A 21,137-nucleotide genomic window follows, 5' to 3' on the forward strand; every position below is an offset into this window, starting at 1 on the left:
CATAATCGGGGCAACACCCCGTCGAGAACAACAATGGATGCCCCGAGTCCCCAGGCGACCATCCGCGCCGCCTCCAGCGCCGAGGTGTTCCGGGCTTTTCTCAAGCTGGGCCTCACCTCCTTCGGCGGTCCCATCGCCCATCTGGGCTATTTCCGCGACGAGTTCGTGGTGCGGCGGCGCTGGATCGACGAGCGCGGCTACGCCGACCTGGTGGCCCTGTGCCAGTTCCTCCCCGGGCCTGCCAGCAGCCAGGTGGGGCTCGGCATCGGCCTCACCAAAGCCGGGGTCGCCGGCGCGCTGGCAGCCTGGACGGGTTTCACCCTGCCCTCGGCCCTCGTCATGCTGGCCTTCGCCTACGGCGTGGAGAGCTACCGGGAGGCTTTGGGAAGCGGCTGGCTCCACGGCCTAAAGGTGGTGGCGGTGGCCGTGGTGGCCCAGGCGGTCTGGGGCATGGCCCGGGCCCTCTGTCCCGACCGGGAACGCTTCACCCTGGCCGCTGCCGCCACCTTGGTGGTGCTGGCGGTCCCCACGGCCCTGGGGCAGATCGGCGCCATCCTGGGCGGAGGGCTCGCTGGTTGGCTGCTGCTCAAGCCCCCGGAGACCCGGGGGCACGTGGAAATGCCCGTGCCGGTGAGCCGGGGCTTCGCGGCAGTGAACCTGGTCGCCTTCTTCCTGCTGCTCGGAGGGCTGCCGCTGCTGGCGGCGGCCACCGGGACGCCGGCGCTCGCCATCTTCGACGGCTTCTACCGCACCGGGTCCCTGGTTTTCGGCGGCGGGCACGTGATGCTGCCCCTGCTGCAGTCGGAGGTGGTGCCGCCGGGCTGGGTCACCACGGACGAGTTCCTGGCGGGCTACGGGGCCGCGCAAGCGATCCCCGGTCCCCTCTTCACTTTCGCCGCTTACTTGGGCGCCTTGATGGACCCCCTGGGCGGCGGGTGGCCCGGGGGGATTCTGTGCTTGCTCGCCATCTTTCTGCCTTCGTTTCTGTTGGTCTTCGGCGTCATGCCCTTCTGGGACCGGCTGCGCCGCATGCAAGGGATCCAGTCGGCCTTGATGGGCGTCAACGCGGCGGTGGTGGGGTTGCTCCTCGCCGCCCTTTATCACCCGGTCTGGACCAGCGCGATCCGCTCCCCCGGCGACTTCGGCCTGGGGCTCGTGGCTTTCGGCCTGCTCATGTTCTGGAAGCTGCCGCCCTGGCTGGTGGTGCTGCTCACCGCCATCGGCGGCGGCGCGATCGCGGCTATGGGCGGCTGAGGCCCATCGACACCCGCGCCGCCCGGAGGGGCGGCCCCAGGCCGAGACAACAAGGATGGCGGCTAACCGCCCAGCATCGCCCGCTTCAACTCCGAATCGGCGGGCCTGTCCCCCAGCCATACCTGGAGCAGCGCCGGGTAGAGGTCGTCGCCGGCCACCGTGCCCCGCACCTGGCCGTCGGCGCTCACCCGGGTGCCCTGCCCGGGCAGGTCGTCCAGCAGGATCACCGTCCCGGTCTTGATTTCCTTCTCCGCCGTGAGGAGCTCGACCAGCGCCTGGATCCGGGGCTCGAGCGCCTCGAGCTCCGCCGCGCTGTGGTTGTTCTGCAGGCCTTCCTTGAGGGCGGAGGCGAGCGCCGCCGAATCCAGGTCCCGCAGCATGTGCATCCACACCCGCTTCGGCCCCGGCCCGGAGATCGCCGCCCGGGCGTCCGCCGTCCTGGCCGGGAGATAGAGCGCGGCCACGTACACCTTGAAAAACAGCCGGGTGCGCACGCCGGCGCCGTTGAGCACCAGCTCCACTTCCCCCACCCTCGCCGTCTCCTCCACCTTCACGCCGGCCACTTCGGCGCCCTGGGCCCAGGTGGCCATCACGAGAAGCGCGGCGAGCGTGCCGCCGAGCCATCGGGTCATCGGATTCCACCTCATTGGTTTCCGCCGTGCCTCTGCCGCCCCCGGATTGAAGGAGCGGTTACAGGGCCTCGAACACGCCGGCGGCCCCCATGCCGGTGCCGATGCACATGGTCACCATGCCGTACTTCTTTTTGCGGCGCTTGAGGCCACACATCAGGGTCGCGGTGCGGATCGCCCCCGTCGCTCCCAGGGGGTGCCCCAGGGCGATGGCGCCGCCCAGGGGATTCACCTTGTCCGGATCGAGGCCCAGGTCGCGGATCACGGCCAGCGCCTGGGCGGCGAAGGCCTCGTTCAGCTCGATCCAGTCCAGGTCCTCCTGCCGGAGGCCCAGGCGCGCGAGCACCTTGGGGATCGCCTTCACCGGGCCGATACCCATGATCTCGGGGGGCACGCCGGCCACCGCGTAGCCCAGGAAGCGGCCCATGGGCGTCAAATTGAACCGCTTGCAGGCCGCGCCGCTCGCGAGCAACACCGCCGCCGCCCCGTCCGAGGTCTGGGAGCTGTTGCCTGCGGTGATGGTGCCCCGGGCGGCGAAGACGGGCTTCAACCTGGAGAGGGCTTCCAGGGACGTCTCCCGCCGGGGCCCCTCGTCCAGGGAGACTTCCCGGGTGTCCCGGTGGACCTCCCGGTCTTCGAGCCCCGGGCGCTTTTCCACCACCGTATAGGGGGCGATCTCGTCCCGGAACTCGCCCCCGTCGATGGCGGCGACGGCTTTCTGGTGACTGCCCAGGGCGAAGGTGTCCTGGTCTTCCCGGCTCACCTGCCAGCGGCTCGCCACTTTCTCCGCTGTGATCCCCATGCCGTAGGCGATGGCCACGTGCTCGTTCCCGGCGAAGATGTCCGGGTTATAGGACGGCTTGTTGCCCCCCATGGGCACCATGCTCATGCTCTCGGTGCCGCCGGCGATCATCACCTGGGCTTCGCCCAGGCGGATGCGGTCCGCCGCCAGGGCCACCGCTTGCAGCCCGGAAGCGCAGAAGCGGTTGATGGTCATGCCCGGCACCGAGTCGGGCAGCCCCGCCAGCAGAAGGGCGATGCGGGCCACGTTCAATCCCTGCTCCCCCTCCGGCATGGCGCAGCCCACGATCACGTCCTCCACTGTCGCCGGGTCCAGGCCCGGGGCCCGCTGGAGCACCGCCTTGAGCACGTGGGCCAGCATGGCATCCGGGCGCACGGTCTTCATCATCCCCCGCGGCGCGCGCCCGACCGGCGTGCGGGCCACCGCCACGATGTACGCGTCTTCGACTTGCCTGGTCATGATGAACCTCCGAATCAATTCCTCAGGGGTTTGCCGGTCTTGAGCATGTGCTCGATGCGGGCCTGGGTCTTCTCCGTGGCCAGCAGTTCCATGAACGCTTCCCGCTCCAGGTCCAGGAACCACTGTTCGTCCACCGTGCTGCCTGGGCTTAACTCTCCGCCGCACAGCACGTGGGCCACTTTGCTCCCCACCAGGAAATCGTGCTCGGAAATGAACCCCCCCTCCAAGAGGTTCACCATGTGGGCCTTAAAGGTGGCGATGGCGGACTCCCCGGCCACGGGGATTTCCTTGGGCCGCAGCGGCGGCCGATAGCCCGCCTCGGCCAGGGCCCGCAACTCATGCTTGGCCGCGTGCAGGAGCTCGAAGCGGTTCATCACCACCGGGTCGCAGGGGCTCAGGTAACCCAGATCCCGGGCGTGCTCGGCGCTCTTGCCCACCTGGCCGGTGGCGATGGTCTCGAAGGCCCGCTTGAGGAACGGGAACAGGTCGCCCCCCTTGGCTTCCCGGGCCGCCCGCAGGGCGAACTCCTTGCACCCTCCGCCTGCGGGCAAGAGCCCCACGCCCACTTCCACCAGGCCGATGTAGCTCTCCAGGGAAGCGACCGCCCGGTCGCAGTGCATGACGAACTCGCAGCCCCCGCCCAGGGCCAGGCCGTCCACCGCCGCCACCGTGGGCACCAAGGAGTACTTGAGCGCCTGGGTGGTCTCCTGGAATTGCTTCACCACCTTCTCGATTCGCGCCAGCACAGGGGCCTGGAGCTTGTCGGCCACATTGAGCTTGCGCGCTGCCTTCATGAGAAGACTCGCCGCTTCCCGCTTGAAGCGCTTCACCATCTTGTCCAGCGCGGACGGCGGCTCGCCTTTGTTCTTCATGCTGTCCGACACCTTGGCCAGGTTCGCGCCCACCGAGAAAGGCGGCTCGGTCTGCCAGAGTATGAGGCCCATGAAGCGGCGCTCAGCCTCGTCGATGGCCCGCAGGGTCCCCTCCAGCACGTCGTCGCCGATGGCGTGCATCTTGGTCTTGAACGAGAGGATGGCGATGTCATCCCCCGTGTGCCAGCAGCGCACCGCGTCGGTCTCGAAGATGGTCTCCCCGTAGCGCACCTCCTCGCCGATCACCCGGTCCGGGAACGGCTGGCGCTTGTACACGGGAAGCGTCGAGCGCCCCCGGTAGGCGTTGGCGCCGGGCGAATAGGAGCCCTGGGCCGCGTGCACGCCGGTGCGGTTCGGGTCGGTCGCCCAGCCGGGAAGGGGCACGCCGGCCATGGTCTTGCCGGCAGCGATGTCCTCGCCGATCCACTTCGCCACCTGGGCCCAGCCGGCCGCCTGCCAGATCTCGAAGGGACCCCGGTCCCAGCCGAAGCCCCAGCGGATCGCCAGGTCCACGTCCCGGGCGCTATCGGCGATCTCCGCCAGGTGCACCGCGCAGTAGTGCCAGGCGTCCCGGTAGATGGACCAGATGAACTGGGCCTGGGGGTGGCTGCTCGCGCGCAGCCGGGCAAATTTCTCCGCCATGTCCTTGCCCTTCAGGATCGCCACCACCTCCTGGTCGGCCTCGGCATCGGCCGGCACGTAGTCATTCTTCTTCAGGTCCAGGACCTGGATGTCGCTGCCCACCTTCCGGTAAATTCCCCGCCTGGTCTTCTGCCCGAGCGCGCCCTGGTCGATCAGCCCTTGGAGCCACCCGGGGATCTGGTAGTACCGGTGCCATGGATCGGTGGGGAGTGCCTCCCGCATGGTCTGCACCACGTGGGCGAAGGTATCCAGCCCGACCACGTCCGCCGTGCGGAAGGTGGCGCTCTTGGGCCGCCCGATGAGGGGTCCGGTGAGCTTGTCCACCAGGTCGAAGCGCAGGCCCAGCCGCTCGGCGTGGTGGAGGGTGGCGAGGAGCGAAAACACCCCCACCCGGTTGGCGATAAAGTTGGGCGTGTCCTTGGCCCGGATCACCCCCTTGCCCAGGGTGGTGACCAGGAAGCCCTCGAGGGCGTCCAGGATCGCCGCGGCCGTCGCCTGGGCGGGGATCAGCTCCACCAGGTGCATGTAGCGCGGCGGGTTGAAGAAGTGCACGCCGCAGAAGCGGGGCCGCCGGTCTTCGGGCAGTACCTCCGCCAGCCTGTTGATGGAAAGTCCCGAAGTGTTGGTGGCGAGAATCGCCTGTTCGGAGAGATGGGGCGCCACCTTGCGGTAGAGGTCCGCTTTCCAGTCCATGCGCTCGGAGATCGCCTCGATCACGAGGTCGCACTCTCGCAGAAGCGCTAGGTGCTGGTCGTAGTTGGCGGGCAAGATGTGAGCGGCGTAGCCGGGGAGCGCCAGGGGGCTCGGGTCCAGCTTTTTCAGCCCTTCGATCGCCTTGAGGACGTGGGCGTTGGGATCGCCTTCCTTGGCGGCGAGCTCGAACAGGATGGGCTCGACCCGGGCGTTGGCCAGATGGGCGGCGATCTGGGCGCCCATCACGCCAGCGCCCAGCACCGCCACCCGGCGGATCCGGAGGTTTTCAGCGGTTGTCATGATCAGAAGGTATGGGAGAGCTGCACCCCGATGATGTCCACCTTGTTGTCATATTCGCCGCGCACCGTGGTGGTGAAAGCCGGCGCGCCCGGGATCGGCTCCGTTTTATTGATGGAGGAATCGCGCACGAACAAGTGCGCGTAACCCACGTCGATGGCCGTGCCCGGGGCGAACCGGTACTGGGCGCCGATGGCCACCCAGTAGCGGCTTTCGTCCGGAATGCGCACCGTGCGGAACGCGTCGGGCACCGGCGTCTCGTCGTAGGCCACGCCGGCGCGGAGTTTCCACGCCTGGCTGTGCCGGTAGTTCACCCCCAGGGCGAAGCGCCAGGAGTCGTCCCAGTTCTCGGGGGTGGAGCTTAAAAGGGCGCCCGTGTCGCGGTTCACGATGTCGAGCCGATCGAACTTGCTCCAGTTGGTCCAGGCGACGTCCCCCAGCAGCTCCCACCGGGGATTGAGCTGGTGCACGAAGCTCAAGGTGACGATGTCGGGCAGGGTGACTTCCGCCTTAGCCGGCGTGGTTCCCGCGGGGGACGTAAGGTTGCCCTTCACCTTGTGCTCGATCTGGGACTGATACGCGAGCCCCAGTCGGGTCGACGGCGTCAACTGGTGCAGGATTCCCAGAGAAAAGCCGAAGCCCCAGTCGTCCCCCTCCACCTTGGCCTGCTGGGCGCCGGTGGGATCCAGGGGATTGACCGCCGTCGTCAGTTCCGCGTCGGCCCGCTGGGCCCGCAGGCCCAGGCCCACCGAGGTGGTGGTATTGATCCGGTAGGACACGGTGGGGGTGATGGCGATGGTTGTCAGCTCGGACTTGATGCCCTGAAAGCGCCCGATCCAGTCCGGGTCGTATTCCGTCTTCAAGCCGAAGGGAGCGTTGATGCCGAGGCCGACGGTCCAGTCCGGATTGAGCCCATGGGCGTAGTACAGGGCCGGCAGGAGCGCCCAGTCCCCGGCGTCGCCCCCGTTGTTGGTGCCCAGGATGGTGGGCACGGGAAAGGTGGTGGACGAGCCCTGGTTGTTGAACTTGGCGGAAGGCCGGATCGCGTTGACCGACACGGCCAGGTCGCGGCCCTTGAGGGCGCTCATTCCCGCGGGGTTGAAGTAGACGGTGCTGGCGTCCTCGGCCGCCGCCGCCGTGCCGGCGTAGGCGTTGCCCAGGCCACTGGCGTTCTGCTCCAGGAGCTGGAACCCGGCGGCCGTGGCGCCCCCCGCGAATCCCGTCAGGAGCCCCGCCACTCCCAGCCCTGCCCATAGCGGTGTCGTGTTTTTCTCCATTGCTTCATTCTCCTCTCTGGGTGCAAGTCGATGTTCGATTGCGGCCTGCTGCACCGGGACAGGCCCGCGATCCCTGAAACACCCATACCGAAGGCCCGCTCGGACCCTCCCTCACGCCGCCTCTGGCGGCACCACCCGGGGGCGGCGCTTCTCGTCCACCGCCACGTAGGTGAGGGTGGCTTCCGTGACCTTGACGCACTCTTCCTCCGCCGGGTTGCGCTGGGCGTAGACCTGCACGTCCACGGTGATGGAGGTCCTCCCCACCCGGACCACTTCCGCGTACAGGCTCACCAGGTCTCCGACGAACACGGGCTGCTTGAACACGAAGGAGTTCACCGCCACCGTGGCCACCCGGCCCCGGGCGCGGCGCATGGCCGGGATGCTGCCCGCGATGTCCACCTGGGACATGATCCAGCCGCCGAAGATGTCGCCCAGGTAGTTGGCGTCCGAAGGCATGGGCACCACTCGCAGCACCGGCTCCCGCCCCTGGGGTAGCCGCTGGGTTTCCTTCTGCTCCGCCGTCATGGTCAGTGGCCTTTGTATAGAGCAGCGACGACGTCCCCGTGACGCTCCAGCACTTTGGCGCGCCGCACCTTCATGGTGGGGGTCAGCATGCCGTTCTCCACGGTCCACGGCTCGAGGAGCACGGCGGCTCGCCGGACCTGGGCGTAGCCCGGAAAGTCTTTCACCTGCCGGGCGATGCGCTGGAGGATCACCGCCTCGAGCTTCTCGCTGCGCAGATCCGCCTGGGAATGGGGATTGAGCCCAAGCTCCCTCGCCAGCGCTTGCCAGCGGTCGGGGTTCAGCACCGCCAGCACGGAAAGGTACGGCCGGCCCTCGCCCAGCACCATCACCTGTTCGAACAGGGGATCGCGCAGGATGGCCGTCTCCATGTCCACCGGCGGCACCTTCTCCCCCGTGGAGAGCACGATGATGTCCTTGAGCCGGCCCGTGATGTACACACGGGTCGCCTCGTCCAGGCGGGCGGTGTCGCCCGTGTTGAGCCAGCCGTCCTCGCTCAGCACCGCCCGGGTGGCCTCCTTGTTGTTCCAGTAGCCCAGCATGACATTGGGCCCGCGCACCAGGAGGGCTTCCTTGTCCCCCAACCTGACCTCGACTCCCGGCAGCGGTAGGCCCACGCTCTCAGGCACGTTGTCGTCCAGCCGGTTGGCGGTGACCACGGGGCTCGCTTCGGTGAGCCCGTAGCCCTGGAGCACCGGCAGCCCGAGGCCGATGAAGACCCGGGAGATCTCGGGCGAGAGGGCGGCGCCGCCGCAGATGGCCGCCCGCACCCGTCCTCCCAGCCGCTCCAGCACCTTGTCCGCCACCAGGCGCTTGAGCACCGGCCAAAGGAAGTTCATGGGATGCAGAGCCCCCCGTCCCTGGGCGTGCTCGAACCGGGCGTAGCCCACCTCCACCGCCAGCTCGAACAGCTTGCGCCGGGGGGCGGGCGACTCGGCGAGCTTCTGGCGGAGGGCCGAATAGACCCGCTCGAAGATGCGCGGCACCGTGATGAGCAGGGTGGGCCGCACCTGCTGGAGATCCTCCCCAAGCGACTGCACCGAGCGGGCGTAGGCTACCGGCGTTCCGGACATGATGGCGAGGTAATAGCCCACGGTGCGCTCGAAGGTGTGGGACAGGGGCAGGAAGGAGAGCATCAGGTCCTGGGTGGTCACCTCCATGGTCTTGAGGCAGGCCGCGGCGTTGCTGAGAATGTTGCGGTGGGAAAGCATTACCCCTTTGGGCCGCCCGGTGGTGCCGGAGGTGTAGACGATGGTGGCGAGGGCATCGGGATCCACCGGCAGGCTGCGGGCCGCCCCGGCCCGATCGGGCAGCCAGTCGTCCACGGCCATGAGCCGCGAATCGTCCCCGGCGCCCCCCAGGGGCTTCAAGCTCAGCAACCGCACCAAGCCCTCGAGCTGGTCCTTCACCTCCGCCAGCGCCTGCCATTGCTCCATGCCCTCGAAGAGCAGGAGCTTGGCCCCCGAGTCCCGCACCACGTAGGCCACGTTGTCCGGGCGGTCGGAGGTGTAGAGGGGCACCACCACCAGCCCGAGCCCCAACGCCGCCTGGTCGAACTTCACCCAGGCGGTGCCGTTGGGCAGCATGATGGCGACCCGGTCGCCGGGCTTGAGCCCGTCCCGCCCCATGGCCGCCTGCCAGCGGGCGACCTCCGCCTCCATCTGGTTCCAGGTGTAACCCTGCCAGGCGCCCGCGGCGGGATCGTATTCCCGGTAGGCGACGGCTTGCCCCGAGCGGGCCACGCGGGCGCGGAACAGCGCGGAGAGGGTCGTCGCCTCCTCCAGGGGAATGATGTCCACGTTGGCGAATGCGGGCCTGTCCATGGATCCCTCCTCAGTCGACGAACAGATCCGGAAACAAGGATTGTCCGGGGTTCACGGCGTAGCCCTGGAAGTCCTCGACACCCTCGGCCCGCAGCACGTCCTCGTCGAGGAAGAAGTTGCCTGTCACCCGCCGGCTGTCCTGGGTGACGATGGCGTAGGCGGCGTCGGCCACGATGGCCGGCGTGCGGCTGCGGGCGAGGAGCTGTGGCGGGAAATTGAACTCGATCGCCGCCGTGGCGATGATGGTCTTCGGCCACAGGGAATTCACGGCGATCCCGTCGGGGGCGAGCTCCGCCGCCATGCCCAGGGTACACAGGCTCATCCCGTACTTGGAGATGGTGTAAGCCAGGTGGTCCTTGAACCAGCGGGGGTCCAGGTTGAGGGGCGGCGACAGGGTGAGGATGTGGGGGTTCACCGAGCGTTTGAGATAAGGCACGCAAGTTTGCGACGCGGCGAAGGTAGCGCGCAGGTTGACCGCCATCATGAGATCGAAGCGCTTCATGGGCGTCTCCAGCATCCCGGTGAGGGAGATGGCGCTGGCGTTGTTCACCAGCACGTCGATGCCGCCGAAGCGCTCGGCCGCCCGTTCCACGGCCTGCCGCAGCGCCGCGTCGTCGCGCACGTCGAGCTGCAAGGCGAGGGCCCGGCCGCCCTCGCGCTCCACTTCCTCCGCTACGCTATAAATGGTCCCCTTGAGCTTCGGATGGGGCTCGGCGGTCTTGCCGGTGACCACCACCTGCGCCCCGTCCCGGGCGAAGCGCAGGGCGATCTCCCGGCCGATGCCGCGGCTTGCGCCGGTGATGAAGACCGTCTTGCCTTTCAGTGTACGCATGTTTTCCCTCTACCGCAGAAACACAGCCGCACACAGAGAAAAGAAGAAAGAATTATTTCTTCCTTTGTGCCTCTGCGGTTCATGCTTTGATTCACTCGCCCACAAACCGCGGCGCGCGCTTTTCCACGAACGCGGCCACGCCCTCCGCCATGTCGGCGGTGGCGGCGCAGCGGGCGAACGCCCGGTTTTCCTCCTCCATCCGCCGGGCCAGGGCGCCGTCCTGCAGCCCATACACCAGGGCCTTGGTCTCCCCGTAGGCGAAGGTCGGGCCTTCGGCGAGACGGGCGGCGATCTCCCGGGTCTTCGCCTGCAGCGTGGCCGCGGGCACCACCCAGTTCACCAGGCCCAGCGCCTTGGCCGTCGCGGCGTCGAAGGCCTCCGACAGGAACATGAGCTCCAGGGCCTTTTTCTCCCCCACGAGCCGGGGCAAGCAGTAGGTGGCTCCCCCGTCGGGGCACGCGCCGATGCGGCTGTAGGCCAGGGTGAAGCGGGCGTCGTCCGCAGCGATGGCGAGATCGGCCGCCGCCACGAGGCTTACCCCGGCCCCGGCCACGGCGCCGTGGACGCTGGCCAGCACGGGCTTGCCCATGCGCCGCAGGGCCAGCACGGCGGCGTTGAGGTCCGGGCCCACCGCCAGGATCAGGGCCGGAAGCTCCTGGATGCGCCGGTGGAACAGCTTCACGTCGCCCCCCGCCAGGAACGCCGGCCCCTCTCCCCGGATCACCACAGCCCGCACCGACGCGTCCGCTTCCACCTGCTCTGCCGCGAAACGCAACTGAGCCATCATTTCTCCGTCCAGGGCATTCAGCGCCTGCGGGCGATGGAGCACGATGGCGGCCACCGCCCCGTCCCGCTCGAGACGCACGCTTTCCCTCACGCCGTCTTCCTCGCTCCAACGGTCTGGGCCGCCGCCTCGGACTTCCTGGCGATCCCGAAGTCCGGCGGGAAGTCGTCCACCATGATCACCTCTCGCCGCAGCGCCCGGGCCTCTACCAGCGCGTCGAACTCTTCGGGGGTGATGACGCCCTGCTCCAGAGCGAGCTTCGCCTCGTCCTCCCGGCCCCGGGAGGCAAGCGCCCCTTCCTTCGCGGCGGCGCGCAGCTTCGCCTCCACGGGCTCGGCCCGGATGGCCGCTTCCAGCGCCCGCTCGAGCTGGGCGAGGGGCTCTGCCGCCGCCTTGGGCAGGTACATGCCGGCGGTAAGCCGGTCCCGGACGGCACTAGGTGCGAGCAGCCGCTCCGCCACCTCGTGGCCCAGCCGGTCGCCGGGGGGCGCCTGCCGCCGGCCGAGGGGCAGAGTCACCGCCCGCAGCAGCCAGGCCGCGGGGCGGTTGGGGAAGTTCTGGATCAGCCCGGCGAAGGCGTCCTCGATGCGATGGAGGATGTCCTCCAACCCCCAGCGGGCGAGGGGCAGGTCTTCCGCCGGCCGGCCGTCGTCCTCAAAGCGCTTGAGCACCGCCGAGCCCAGGTAAAGCTGGCTCAACACATCCCCCAGGCGGGCGGAGATGCACTCCCGGCGCTTCAGGGACCCGCCCAGGGTGAGCATGGCCAGGTCGGCGGCGAAGGCCAGGGCGGCCGAGTAGCGGGCGAGCTTCTCGTAATACCGGGCCAGCGCCGGGGCTCCCGGCGCACCGGCGCCGCGGCCGTCGGTGAGCCCGAAGATAAAGCTGCCCACGGCGTTGGAAAGAAAGAAACCGATGTGGCTCCACAGGGCTTGGTCGAAGGCGGCGCAGGCCTTCTCCGGGTCGGTTTCCCGGATGGCGGCGATTTCCTTGAGTACGTAAGGATGGCAGCGAATGGCGCCCTGGCCGAAGATGATCATGCTGCGGGTGAGGATATTGGCCCCCTCCACTGTGATGCCGATGGGGGTGTGCTGGTAGGGCCGGCCCAGGAGGTTGCGGGGGCCAAGGCAGATGCCCTTGCCCCCGTGCACATCCATGGCGTCGTTGATCACCTGACGCCCCCGCTCGGTCAGGTGGTACTTGCAGATGGCCGAGACCACCGACGGCTTCTCCCCCAGGTCCACTGCGCCCGCGGTCATCCGGCGTGCCGCGTCCATCACGTAGGTGTGGCCAGCGATGCGGGCGAGGGCCTCCTCCACCCCCTCGAAGCGCCCGATGGGGGTTTTGAACTGCACCCTGACCCGGGCGTAGGCGCCGCTCACCCGGGCGGCGAGCTTGGCGCCGCCCGTGGCGGAAGCCGGCAGGGAAATGGAGCGGCCGGCCGCCAGGCATTCCATCAGCATGCGCCAGCCCTGACCCACCCGGTCGCGGCCGCCGATCACCCAGTCCAGGGGGATGAACACGTCCTTGCCCCAGGTGGGGCCGTTCTGGAAGGCGGCGTTCAAGGGCAGATGCCGGCGCCCGATGTGGACGCCCGGGTGCCGGGTGGGCACCAGGGCCAGGGTGATGCCGATATCCTCCTTGTCCCCGAGCAGCCGGTCCGGATCGTACAGGCGGAAAGCGAGGCCCAGCAGGGTCGCCACGGGACCCAGGGTGATGTAGCGCTTCTCCCAGGTGAGCCGGATGCCCAGGACTTCGCGCCCCTCGTGCTCCCCGTGGCCCACGATGCCGAAGTCGGGGATGGAGCTGGCGTCGGAGCCGGCCTCGGGGCCCGTGAGGGCGAAGCAGGGAATCTCTTCGCCCCGGGCCAGGCGCGGCAGGTAATAGGCCTTCTGTTCCTCAGTACCGTAGTGGAGGAGCAACTCCGCCGGGCCCAGGGAGTTGGGCACCATCACCGTGACGGCGGCGGTGCCGCTGCGGCTCGAAAGCTTGGCGATGATTTCGGAATGGGCGAGGGCCGAGAACCCGAGACCGCCGTACTCCTTGGGGATGATCATCCCCAGGAAGCCCTTATCCTTGATGAACTGCCACACCGAGGGCGGAAGGTCGTACCACTCGTGGGTGACGCGCCATTCGTCCACCAGGGCGCACAGCTCCTCCACCGGGCCCTCCAGGAAGGCATCTTCCTCCTCGGAGAGCCGAGGCTTGGGGACGGCCAGGAGCTTTTTCCAGTCGGGCCGGCCGCTGAAGAGCTCCCCGTCCCACCACACGGTGCCCGCCTCCAGGGCTTCCTGCTCGGTGGAGGACACCTGGGGCAAGGCCTTCTTGAAGCCGTCGAATAGCCGGTCGCTCGCGAGCGCCCGGCGCAGTGGCGTCACGTTGAGGGCCACGGCCGCCAGGGCCAGCAGCGCCAGGAGCCACACGAGCCATGCAGCCCCTCCCCCTAGGGCCACGAAGACGAACGCGGCGAGGACCGCCCCGGCCCAGGCGAGCCCGGAGGCCCGGCGCATCGCCAGCCCCGCCCCCAGGGCGACGAGAACCACGATCCAAGCAACGGTTGCCATGTCTTCCTCCGATGGTGTTTCAACCCAGCCCGACGACTCCCTTCTGCGGGCTCATCCCGCGCCGGCGCGTCAAGCCCGCTTGCGCTTCCCTTTCGCCTGCTCCACCACCCGGGGCCGGGGCAGCGGGGCCGTGAGCCCCCCCACGGCGAAGGGGATCAGGTGCCGGATGATGGTCTCGGGCCGGTCGCTGCCCTCCAGGGAGTAGCTGCAGATTAAGCGCAGGGCGTCGTGGCCCGCCATGCTGTAGGCGATGGCGCCGAACAGGAAGTGTAGCCGCCACACCAGCTCCTCCTCGGGGATCTGGGGCAGCGCCCGGGCGAAGGCCGCCTTGTAGCGAGTCACCACCTCCCGGTACTGCTCGGGAAGGAAGTTGCGCATGTACTCGGCCGGCTCGGCGAAGGCCTGCCCTAGCAATCGCAGAAACACCGCGCCGCCCCGCAGGGGGTCCCGCGAAAGGCGCAGAGAGGCGCACAGGAACGCCTCCAGGATCTTTTCCGGCGGCAAGGGCTTGCCTTCGGCCTCCCGTTCCAGCTGATCCAGGATCGCCACTCGCTCCTGGTTTAGGGGGCCGAGGCGCCGGCTGAACACGGCCTTGATCAATTCTTCCTTGGAACCGAAGTGATAGTTCACCGCCGCCAGGTTCACCCCCGCCCGGGCGGTGATCATGCGCAAGGAAGTGGCGACGAACCCCCGTTCCATGAATAGCGCCTCGGCGGCGTCCAGGATCCGGTCCTTGGTGTTGGCGTCGGCGGCCCGCTCCGGTGAGGCCGCATCCGGGGCATCGTCGCAAGGCAGGGGAGTTCTGGAGGGCATGGTCGAACGTTCGCTTCAAACGAACGTTTGAATTATGGCGCAACGGTGCGACGGCGTCAAGGAGATTTAGATTTTTCCGCTAAGCCGGGGAAGCGGCCGGCGGGCTAGAACGCCGAGGCGTCCAGCGCCAGCACGCTGTCGGCCCCCCGGGTGATGGCGAGGGCCAGGGCCTGGGCCTGGGGCAGGCAATGCTCGGCGTAGAAGCGGGCCGTCACCCGCTTGGCCCGGCACCAGGCCTCGTCGGCTTGCGGGTCCTGCAGGCGCTCCCCCGCCACCTTGGCCGCCCTCGCCAGCAGCCAGCCCCCGGCCACCCAGCCGAAAAGCTTGAGGTAGGGAACCGAGCCGGCGGCCGCGGCGGCGGGCCGCTCGGGATGCACCCGGAGCAGCCAACGGCTCGCCTCCTCCAGGGCCTCGAGGCCTCGGGCCAGCCCCTGGGCCACAGGCGCGAGCTCCGCGTCGCCCGCCCGCGCCAGGGCCTCCGCGTCGGCGCGCATGCGCCGGATGAAGGCGGTGGCGGTGGCGCCTCCGTCGCGCACGAGCTTGCGCCCCATGAGATCGTTCGCCTGGATGCCGGTCGTGCCCTCGTAAATGGGGGTGATGCGGGCGTCCCGCAGGTGCTGGCAGGCGCCGGTCTCCTCGATGTAGCCCATGCCCCCGTGCACCTGGATGCCGGTGGATGCGACCTCCACCGACTGCTCGGTGCACCAGCCCTTCACCACCGGAGTGAGGAGATCCACCAGGGCCTGGGCCTCCCGCCGGGCCGCGGGATCCGGATGGCGCTCCGCCCGGTCGAGGAGCCCGGAGGCGAAGTAGGCGAGCGAGCGCATCGCCTCCACCTGGGCCCTCATGCTCATCAACATGCGCCGCACGTCCGGGTGATGGATGATGGGCACCCGCTCCTCGCTCTCGCGTCCCGCTGGGCGGCCCTGCACCCGCTCCTTGGCGTAGGCCGCGGCCTGCTGGTACGCCCGCTCGGAAATGGCCACCCCTTCGAGACCCACCGCCAGGCGGGCGTTGTTCATCATGGTGAACATGTATTCGAGCCCCCGGTGGGGCTCGCCCACCAGGTAGCCGACGGCGCCCTCGTTCTCCCCGTAAGCCATCACCGCGGTGGGGCTTGCGTGGATGCCCATCTTGTGCTCCAGGGACACCGCCTGCACGTCGTTGCGCGGCCCCAGGCTGCCGTCCCGGTTCACCAGGAACTTGGGCACGATGAAGAGGGAGATCCCCTTCACCCCTTCGGGGGCGTCGGGGAGTCTTGCAAGCACCATGTGGACGATGTTCTCCGCCAGGTCGTGCTCGCCCCAGGTGATGAAGATCTTGGTCCCCCGGATGCGGTAGTGATCCCCCTGGGGAATCGCCCGGGTGCGCACCGCCGAGAGGTCGGAGCCCGCCTGGGGCTCCGTCAAGTTCATGGTGCCGGTCCATTCCCCCGAGACCAGTTTGGGCAGGAAGGTCTCCTGCTGGGCTTCCGAGCCGTGGGCCTGGATCGCCTTGGCCGCCGCCGCGGTGAGCATGGGGCAGAGGGAAAAGGCCAGGTTGGCCGACTTCCACATCTCGTGCACGGGCTTCGCCACCAGTTGCGGCAGGCCCTGGCCGCCGAAGCGGGGATCGGCGTCCAGCCCGTTCCAGCCGGCCGCCACGAAGCGCCGGTAGGCATCGCGAAAGCCCGGCGGGGTGACCACCCGGCCGCCTTCGAGGCGGCTGCCGTGCCGGTCCCCCACGGCGTTCAGGGGGGCGAGCACTTCGGCCGCGAACCGGGCCGCCTCCTGGAGGATGGCGCCCACCAGGTCCGGGGTGACCTCCTCGTAGCCCGGCAGCGCCGCCACCTCAGGCAGCCCCGCCAGCTCCTCCAGCACGAAGCGCATGTCCTGGAGAGGCGCGATGTACGTGCTCATCATGCAACTCCCACAAAAAGGCTCGCCTGCGCCTGCGCGCCACTACGTTTGGCCTGCAGCGGCCTCCAGCTCCTTCACCAGCTCGGGCACCGCCTGGAAAATATCGGCCACCAGCCCGTAGTCGGCCACCTGGAAAATGGGGGCGTCCGCGTCCTTGTTGATGGCCACGATCACCTTGGAGTCCTTCATCCCCGCCAGGTGCTGGATCGCCCCCGAGATGCCCACCGCGATGTAGAGCTCCGGGGCCACCACCTTGCCGGTCTGCCCCACCTGGTAGTCGTTGGGTACGAAGCCCGCGTCCACGGCGGCGCGGGAGGCGCCGATGGCGGCGTTGAGCTTATCCGCCAGGGGCTCGAGCAGCTTCATGAAGTTCTCCGCGCTCCCGAGAGCCCGGCCACCGGCGACGACCACCCGGGCGGCGGTGAGCTCGGGGCGGGCCGAGCGGGTGAGCTCCTGCCCCAGCAGCCGGGAAAGGCCCGCGTCCGGAGGCGCTTCCACCGCCTCGATGGTGGCGGCCCCACCCTCCCGGGGCGCAGCCTCGAAGGCGGTGGTGCGCACCGTGATTACCTTGACGGGATCGGTCGCCTGCACCGTGGCGAGCGCGTTACCGGCATAAATGGGCCGCACGAAGGTGTCAGGGGACTCGATCGCCACGATATCGGACACCTGGGCCACGTCCAGCAGGGCCGCCGCCCGGGGCATCACGTTCTTGCCGAAGGTGGTGGCGGGCGCCAGGACGTGGCTGTAGCCCGGGGCGAGCCGGGCGATCAGGGGGGCCAGGTTCTCCGCCAGCAGGTCCTTGAGCTGAGGGGCATCGGCGAGGAGCACCTTGGCCACCCCCTCCACTTTCGCCGCGGCCTCGGCGACCGGGCGGCACGCCGACCCGGCCACCAGGACGTGAACTTGCGGATCGAGGCAAGCCGCCGCGGTGAGGGTGTTGAGGGTCGCCGGCTTGAGGGCGGCACCGTCGTGCTCGGCAATGACCAGGACCGCCATTCAGACCACCTTCGCTTCGTGCTTGAGCCGGTGCACCAGCTCCTTCGCGTCGGCCACCCGCACGCCCCCTTTGCGCTTGGGCGGCTCCTGCACCTTGAGGACCTTGAGCCGCGGCGTGACGTCCACACCCAGGGCTTCGGGGGTGAAGGCCTCCAGAGGCTTTTTCTTCGCCTTCATGATGTTGGGCAGCGTGACGTAACGGGGTTCGTTCAACCGCAGGTCGGTGGTCACCACCGCCGGGAGCTGTAACTCCACCGTCTCCAGGCCCCCGTCGATCTCCCGCGTGACCCGGACCCGCCCCTCCCCCAGCTCCACCTTGGAGGCGAAGGTGCCCTGGGGCCAGCCGAGGAGGGCCGCCAGCATCTGCCCGGTCTGGTTGGCGTCGTCGTCGATCGCCTGTTTGCCCAGGATCACCAGGCCGGGCTGCTCCCGTTCCACGATCGCCTTCAAGAGCTTGGCCACCGCCAGGGGCTGCAGCTCGGCGGAAGTCTCCACCAGGAGGGCCCGGTCCGCCCCCATGGCGAGCGCCGTGCGCAGGGTTTCCTGGCACTGGGCGACCCCCAGGGAAACGGCCACGATCTCGGCCGCCTTGCCCGCTTCCTTGATCCGTACCGCCTCCTCCATGGCGATTTCGTCGAAGGGGTTCATGGACATCTTGACGTTGGCCGTTTCCACCCCCGTGCCGTCCGCCTTGACCCGGACCTTCACGTTGTAGTCCACCACCCGCTTGACCGGAACCAGGATCTTCATCGCCTTCACCGTACGGAAATGCCCGAGCGGCGGTAGATGGCCGTGAGCTCACCCACGATCCCGCGCCGGAACGCGAGCACGCAGATCACGAAAATCGTCCCCGTAAGGACCGTCACCCACTCGCCCAGCTCGGCGCCGTAATTCTGCAGGGTCACTAGGACGGTGGCGCCCACCACCGGGCCAAACACCGTGCCCATGCCGCCCACCAGGGTCATCAGCACCACCTCCCCGGACATATGCCAGTGCACGTCGGTCAAGGAGGCGAGCTGGAATACCAGGGTCTTGGTGGAGCCCGCCAGGCCCGAGAGGGCGGCGGAGAGCACGAAGGCCATCAGCTTGAACTTGTCCACGTCGTAACCCAGGGAGACGGCCCGGGGCTCGTTCTCCCGGATCGCCTTCAACACTTGTCCGAACGGCGAATGAATGGTGCGGTAGATCACCCAGAAGCCGAACAGGAACACGGCGAGCACGAAGAAATACATGTTCATCATCCGGCTCAGGTCCACGATCCCCAACAGAGTGCCCCGGGGCACGCCTTGCAGCCCGTCCTCGCCTCCGGTGAACGGAAACTGCAGCGCCAGAAAGTACATCATCTGGGCGAGAGCCAGGGTGATCATGGCGAAGTAAATGCCCGAGCGCCGGATGGCCAGGCTGCCGAAGATGTAGCCCAACAGCCCCGCGAAAGCGGTGCCAGCCAGGATCCCCAGCTCCGGCGGGAACCCCATGACCTTCACCGTGTGCCCGGTGATGTAGCCGGCCCAGCCGAGAAAGGCGGCGTGGCCGAAAGAAAGCAGCCCGGTATAGCCCAGCAACAGGTTGAAGGCGGAGGCGAAGAGGGCGAAGCACAGCACCTTCATGACGAACACCGGGTACACCAGGAAGGGGGCGATAAGGCCGGCCAGCACCAGCAGCCCCCAGCCGGCGGCGTGGGCCCGGTTGATCCCCTTAAGCCGGATCGTCCTAGAACCGGCCGCCGGAGCCGCCACGCCTTCCGCCACCCGGCCGTTGCCGACTCTTCCTTCCATGCTATCGCTCCTTGCCGAACAGGCCCGCCGGGCGCATGAGCAACACGATGGCCATGATCACGAACACCACCACGGCGGAGGCCTCTGGATAGTACACCTTGGTGAGGCCCTCGATCAGCCCCAGTCCCAGCCCGGTCACGATGGAGCCCAGGATGGACCCCATGCCGCCGATCACCACCACGGCGAACACCACGATGATCAGGTTGGAGCCCATCACCGGGTTGACGTTGAAGATCGGCGCCGCCAGCACCCCGGCGAAAGCGGCCAGCGCCACCCCGAAGCCGTAGGTCAGGGTGATCATCAGGGGCACGTTGACGCCGAACGCCTGAAGCAGCTTGGGATTTTCCGTGCCGGCGCGCAGATACGCCCCCAGCTTGGTGCGCTCGATCATGTACCAGGTGAGAAGGCACACCGCCAGGGAGGCCACCACCACCCAGGCCCGGTAGACGGGCAGGAACATAAAGCCCAGGTCGATCCCGCCGGCGAGCAGCTCCGGCACGGGATAGCGCTCGCCCGAGATGCCGAAGCGGTAGCGGAACAGGCCCTCGATGACGAGCGCCAGGCCGAAGGTGAGAAGCAGCCCGTAGAGGTGGTCCAGCTTGTACAGCCATTGCAGAAACGCCCGCTCGACGAGGATGCCGGTCAGTCCCACCACCAGGGGGGAGAGCAGCAGCGCCCACCAGTAGTTGATGCCGAAATAGGTGAGGCCGATCCAGGCGCAGAACGCCCCCATCATGTACTGGGCGCCGTGGGCGAAGTTGATGATGTTGAGCATCCCGAAAATGATGGCGAGCCCCAGGCTCAGGATGGCGTAGAACGAGCCGTTGATCAGCCCGATCAGGAGCTGGGCCATCAAACCCTGTAGGGGAACGCCGAAGATCTCCATAGCTTCGCTCCGCTCAATGGGACGGCGAAAACCGGGGCGGGAAGCCGCTCCCGGTCCCCTGGCTGCGCCCCGGTTTCACCCCGCCGTCTTCGCCTACTTCTTGACCAGCGGGCACTTGCTTTCGGAGAGCGGCATGAACGCCTGGTCGCCCGGGATCACCTGGCGGATGTGGTAGTAGTCCCAGGGATACTTGGACTCCTCGGGCTTCTTTACTTGAGCCAGGTACATGTCGTGCACCATGCGCCCGTCGTACCGGATCTTGCCGTTCTTGGCGAAGAAGTCGTTGACCGGGGTCGCCTTCATCTTGGCCATGACGGTCATGGTGTCGTCGGTGCCCGCGGCCTTGACCGCCTTCAGGTAGTGGTACACAGCCGAGTAGTCCCCCGCCTGCACCATGGTGGGCATGCGCTTGCGGGCCTCGAAGAAGCGCTTCGACCAGGCCCGGGTCTCGTCGTTGTAGTCCCAATAGAAACCGGTCGTCAGATACATGCCCTGGGTCGCCTTGAGCCCGAGGGTATGGACGTCGGAGATGAACATCAAAAGCCCCGCCAACGTCTGCTTGGGGGTGATGCCGAACTCGGCCGCCTGCTTGATGGCGTTGATCGTGTCGTTTCCGGCATTGGCTAGGCCGATGACCTGGGCTCCAGAAGCCTGGGCTCTGAGCAGGAAGGAGGAGAAGTCCTGGGCCGGGAACGGATGGCGCACGCTGCCCAGCACCTTGCCCCCCATCTTCTCCACGATGGCCGCGGTGTCCCGCTCCAGGGAGTGGCCGAAGGCGTAGTCGGCGGTCAAGAAGAACCAGCTCTTGCCCCCTTGCTCCACCACCGCGCGGCCGGTGCCCACGGCCAGGGCGTAGGTGTCATAGGTCCAGTGCACGTTGGTGTCGGTGCACTGCTCGTTGGTGATGGGCGTAGAGGCGGCCCCCGAGACCAGGGTGATCTTGTTCTTCTCCTTGGCGACTTTCATCACCGCGAGAGCGGTGGACGTGGTGACCAGGTCCACGATCACGTCCACCTTGTCCCGGTCGAACCACTCCCGCGCCTTGTTGGCGGAGATGTCCCCCTTGTTCTGGTGGTCGGCGGAGACGATCTCGATCTTGAAGTTAGGTTTTTCCTTCTCGACGAAGTCCTTGACCGCCATCTCCACCGCCAGGAGCGACCCCGGCCCGGCCAAGTCCGAGTAGGTTCCGGACATGTCCGTGAGGACGCCGATCTTCACCACGCCGTCGGAGATCTTCTGCTGGGCCAGCGCCGCGGGGTTGACCGCCAGCAGCCCCGCCGCCACCAGCACGCTCATCAGCTTCCGTTTCATCGCTTTCTCCT

17 protein-coding genes are annotated in these 21,137 nt (G+C 68.3%); 1 reads left to right on the forward strand and 16 read right to left on the reverse strand.

Annotated elements, in window-relative coordinates:
- The first annotated feature begins 33 nt into the window (after positions 1–33).
- The gene (gene chrA, locus ACUVYZ_RS09555; protein ID WP_439934053.1) at positions 34–1,254 is read left to right on the forward strand and encodes a chromate efflux transporter; all 1,221 of its coding nucleotides are present in this window, start codon (positions 34–36) and stop codon (positions 1,252–1,254) included.
- A 62-nt stretch (positions 1,255–1,316) separates the two neighbouring features.
- On the opposite strand, the gene ACUVYZ_RS09560 is transcribed toward chrA, so the two are convergent.
- From ACUVYZ_RS09560 to ACUVYZ_RS09635, 16 genes are all read right to left on the reverse strand, one after another.
- On the reverse strand, positions 1,317–1,886 hold the full coding sequence (locus ACUVYZ_RS09560) for a chalcone isomerase family protein (RefSeq protein WP_439934054.1): 570 nt from the start codon (positions 1,884–1,886) through the stop codon (positions 1,317–1,319).
- Between the two features lie 58 nt (positions 1,887–1,944).
- The gene (locus tag ACUVYZ_RS09565; protein ID WP_439934055.1) at positions 1,945–3,144 is read right to left on the reverse strand and encodes an acetyl-CoA C-acyltransferase; all 1,200 of its coding nucleotides are present in this window, start codon (positions 3,142–3,144) and stop codon (positions 1,945–1,947) included.
- Between the two features lie 14 nt (positions 3,145–3,158).
- Entirely contained in the window at positions 3,159–5,651 is a 2,493-nt protein-coding gene (locus ACUVYZ_RS09570; RefSeq protein WP_439934056.1) for a 3-hydroxyacyl-CoA dehydrogenase/enoyl-CoA hydratase family protein, read from the reverse strand.
- A gap of 2 nt (positions 5,652–5,653) precedes the next feature.
- Entirely contained in the window at positions 5,654–6,925 is a 1,272-nt protein-coding gene (locus tag ACUVYZ_RS09575) for an OmpP1/FadL family transporter (RefSeq protein WP_439934057.1), read from the reverse strand.
- Positions 6,926–7,036: 111 nt separating this feature from the next.
- The gene (locus ACUVYZ_RS09580; RefSeq protein WP_439934058.1) at positions 7,037–7,450 is read right to left on the reverse strand and encodes an acyl-CoA thioesterase; all 414 of its coding nucleotides are present in this window, start codon (positions 7,448–7,450) and stop codon (positions 7,037–7,039) included.
- A 2-nt stretch (positions 7,451–7,452) separates the two neighbouring features.
- The gene (locus ACUVYZ_RS09585) at positions 7,453–9,270 is read right to left on the reverse strand and encodes an AMP-dependent synthetase/ligase (protein WP_439934059.1); all 1,818 of its coding nucleotides are present in this window, start codon (positions 9,268–9,270) and stop codon (positions 7,453–7,455) included.
- 10 nt (positions 9,271–9,280) lie between these two features.
- Positions 9,281–10,102, reverse strand: coding sequence for an SDR family oxidoreductase (locus tag ACUVYZ_RS09590; protein ID WP_439934060.1), 822 nt, complete (start codon positions 10,100–10,102; stop codon positions 9,281–9,283).
- Between the two features lie 91 nt (positions 10,103–10,193).
- Positions 10,194–10,979: an enoyl-CoA hydratase/isomerase family protein gene (locus ACUVYZ_RS09595; RefSeq protein WP_439934061.1), complete on the reverse strand. Its 786-nt coding sequence runs from the start codon at positions 10,977–10,979 to the stop codon at positions 10,194–10,196.
- Complete coding sequence (locus ACUVYZ_RS09600) at positions 10,976–13,447, reverse strand: acyl-CoA dehydrogenase (RefSeq protein ID WP_439934062.1); 2,472 nt, start codon at positions 13,445–13,447, stop codon at positions 10,976–10,978. The genes ACUVYZ_RS09595 and ACUVYZ_RS09600 overlap by 4 nt, the downstream gene beginning before the upstream one ends.
- 69 nt (positions 13,448–13,516) lie before the next feature.
- Complete coding sequence (locus ACUVYZ_RS09605; protein WP_439934063.1) at positions 13,517–14,260, reverse strand: TetR/AcrR family transcriptional regulator; 744 nt, start codon at positions 14,258–14,260, stop codon at positions 13,517–13,519.
- A 104-nt stretch (positions 14,261–14,364) separates the two neighbouring features.
- Positions 14,365–16,158: an acyl-CoA dehydrogenase gene (locus ACUVYZ_RS09610; RefSeq protein ID WP_439934123.1), complete on the reverse strand. Its 1,794-nt coding sequence runs from the start codon at positions 16,156–16,158 to the stop codon at positions 14,365–14,367.
- Between the two features lie 42 nt (positions 16,159–16,200).
- On the reverse strand, positions 16,201–17,154 hold the full coding sequence (locus ACUVYZ_RS09615; RefSeq protein ID WP_439934064.1) for an electron transfer flavoprotein subunit alpha/FixB family protein: 954 nt from the start codon (positions 17,152–17,154) through the stop codon (positions 16,201–16,203).
- Positions 17,155–17,904 carry an electron transfer flavoprotein subunit beta/FixA family protein gene (locus ACUVYZ_RS09620; protein ID WP_439934065.1) on the reverse strand — a complete coding sequence of 250 codons (750 nt, stop codon included), beginning with the start codon at positions 17,902–17,904 and terminating at the stop codon, positions 17,155–17,157.
- A gap of 5 nt (positions 17,905–17,909) precedes the next feature.
- Entirely contained in the window at positions 17,910–18,929 is a 1,020-nt protein-coding gene (locus tag ACUVYZ_RS09625) for a branched-chain amino acid ABC transporter permease (protein ID WP_439934066.1), read from the reverse strand.
- 1 nt (position 18,930) lies between these two features.
- The gene (locus ACUVYZ_RS09630) at positions 18,931–19,815 is read right to left on the reverse strand and encodes a branched-chain amino acid ABC transporter permease (RefSeq protein WP_439934067.1); all 885 of its coding nucleotides are present in this window, start codon (positions 19,813–19,815) and stop codon (positions 18,931–18,933) included.
- 93 nt (positions 19,816–19,908) lie between these two features.
- Entirely contained in the window at positions 19,909–21,126 is a 1,218-nt protein-coding gene (locus ACUVYZ_RS09635; RefSeq protein ID WP_439934068.1) for an ABC transporter substrate-binding protein, read from the reverse strand.
- Positions 21,127–21,137 lie beyond the last annotated feature (11 nt).

It is taken from the genome of Pelomicrobium sp. P1 (assembly GCF_052805615.1).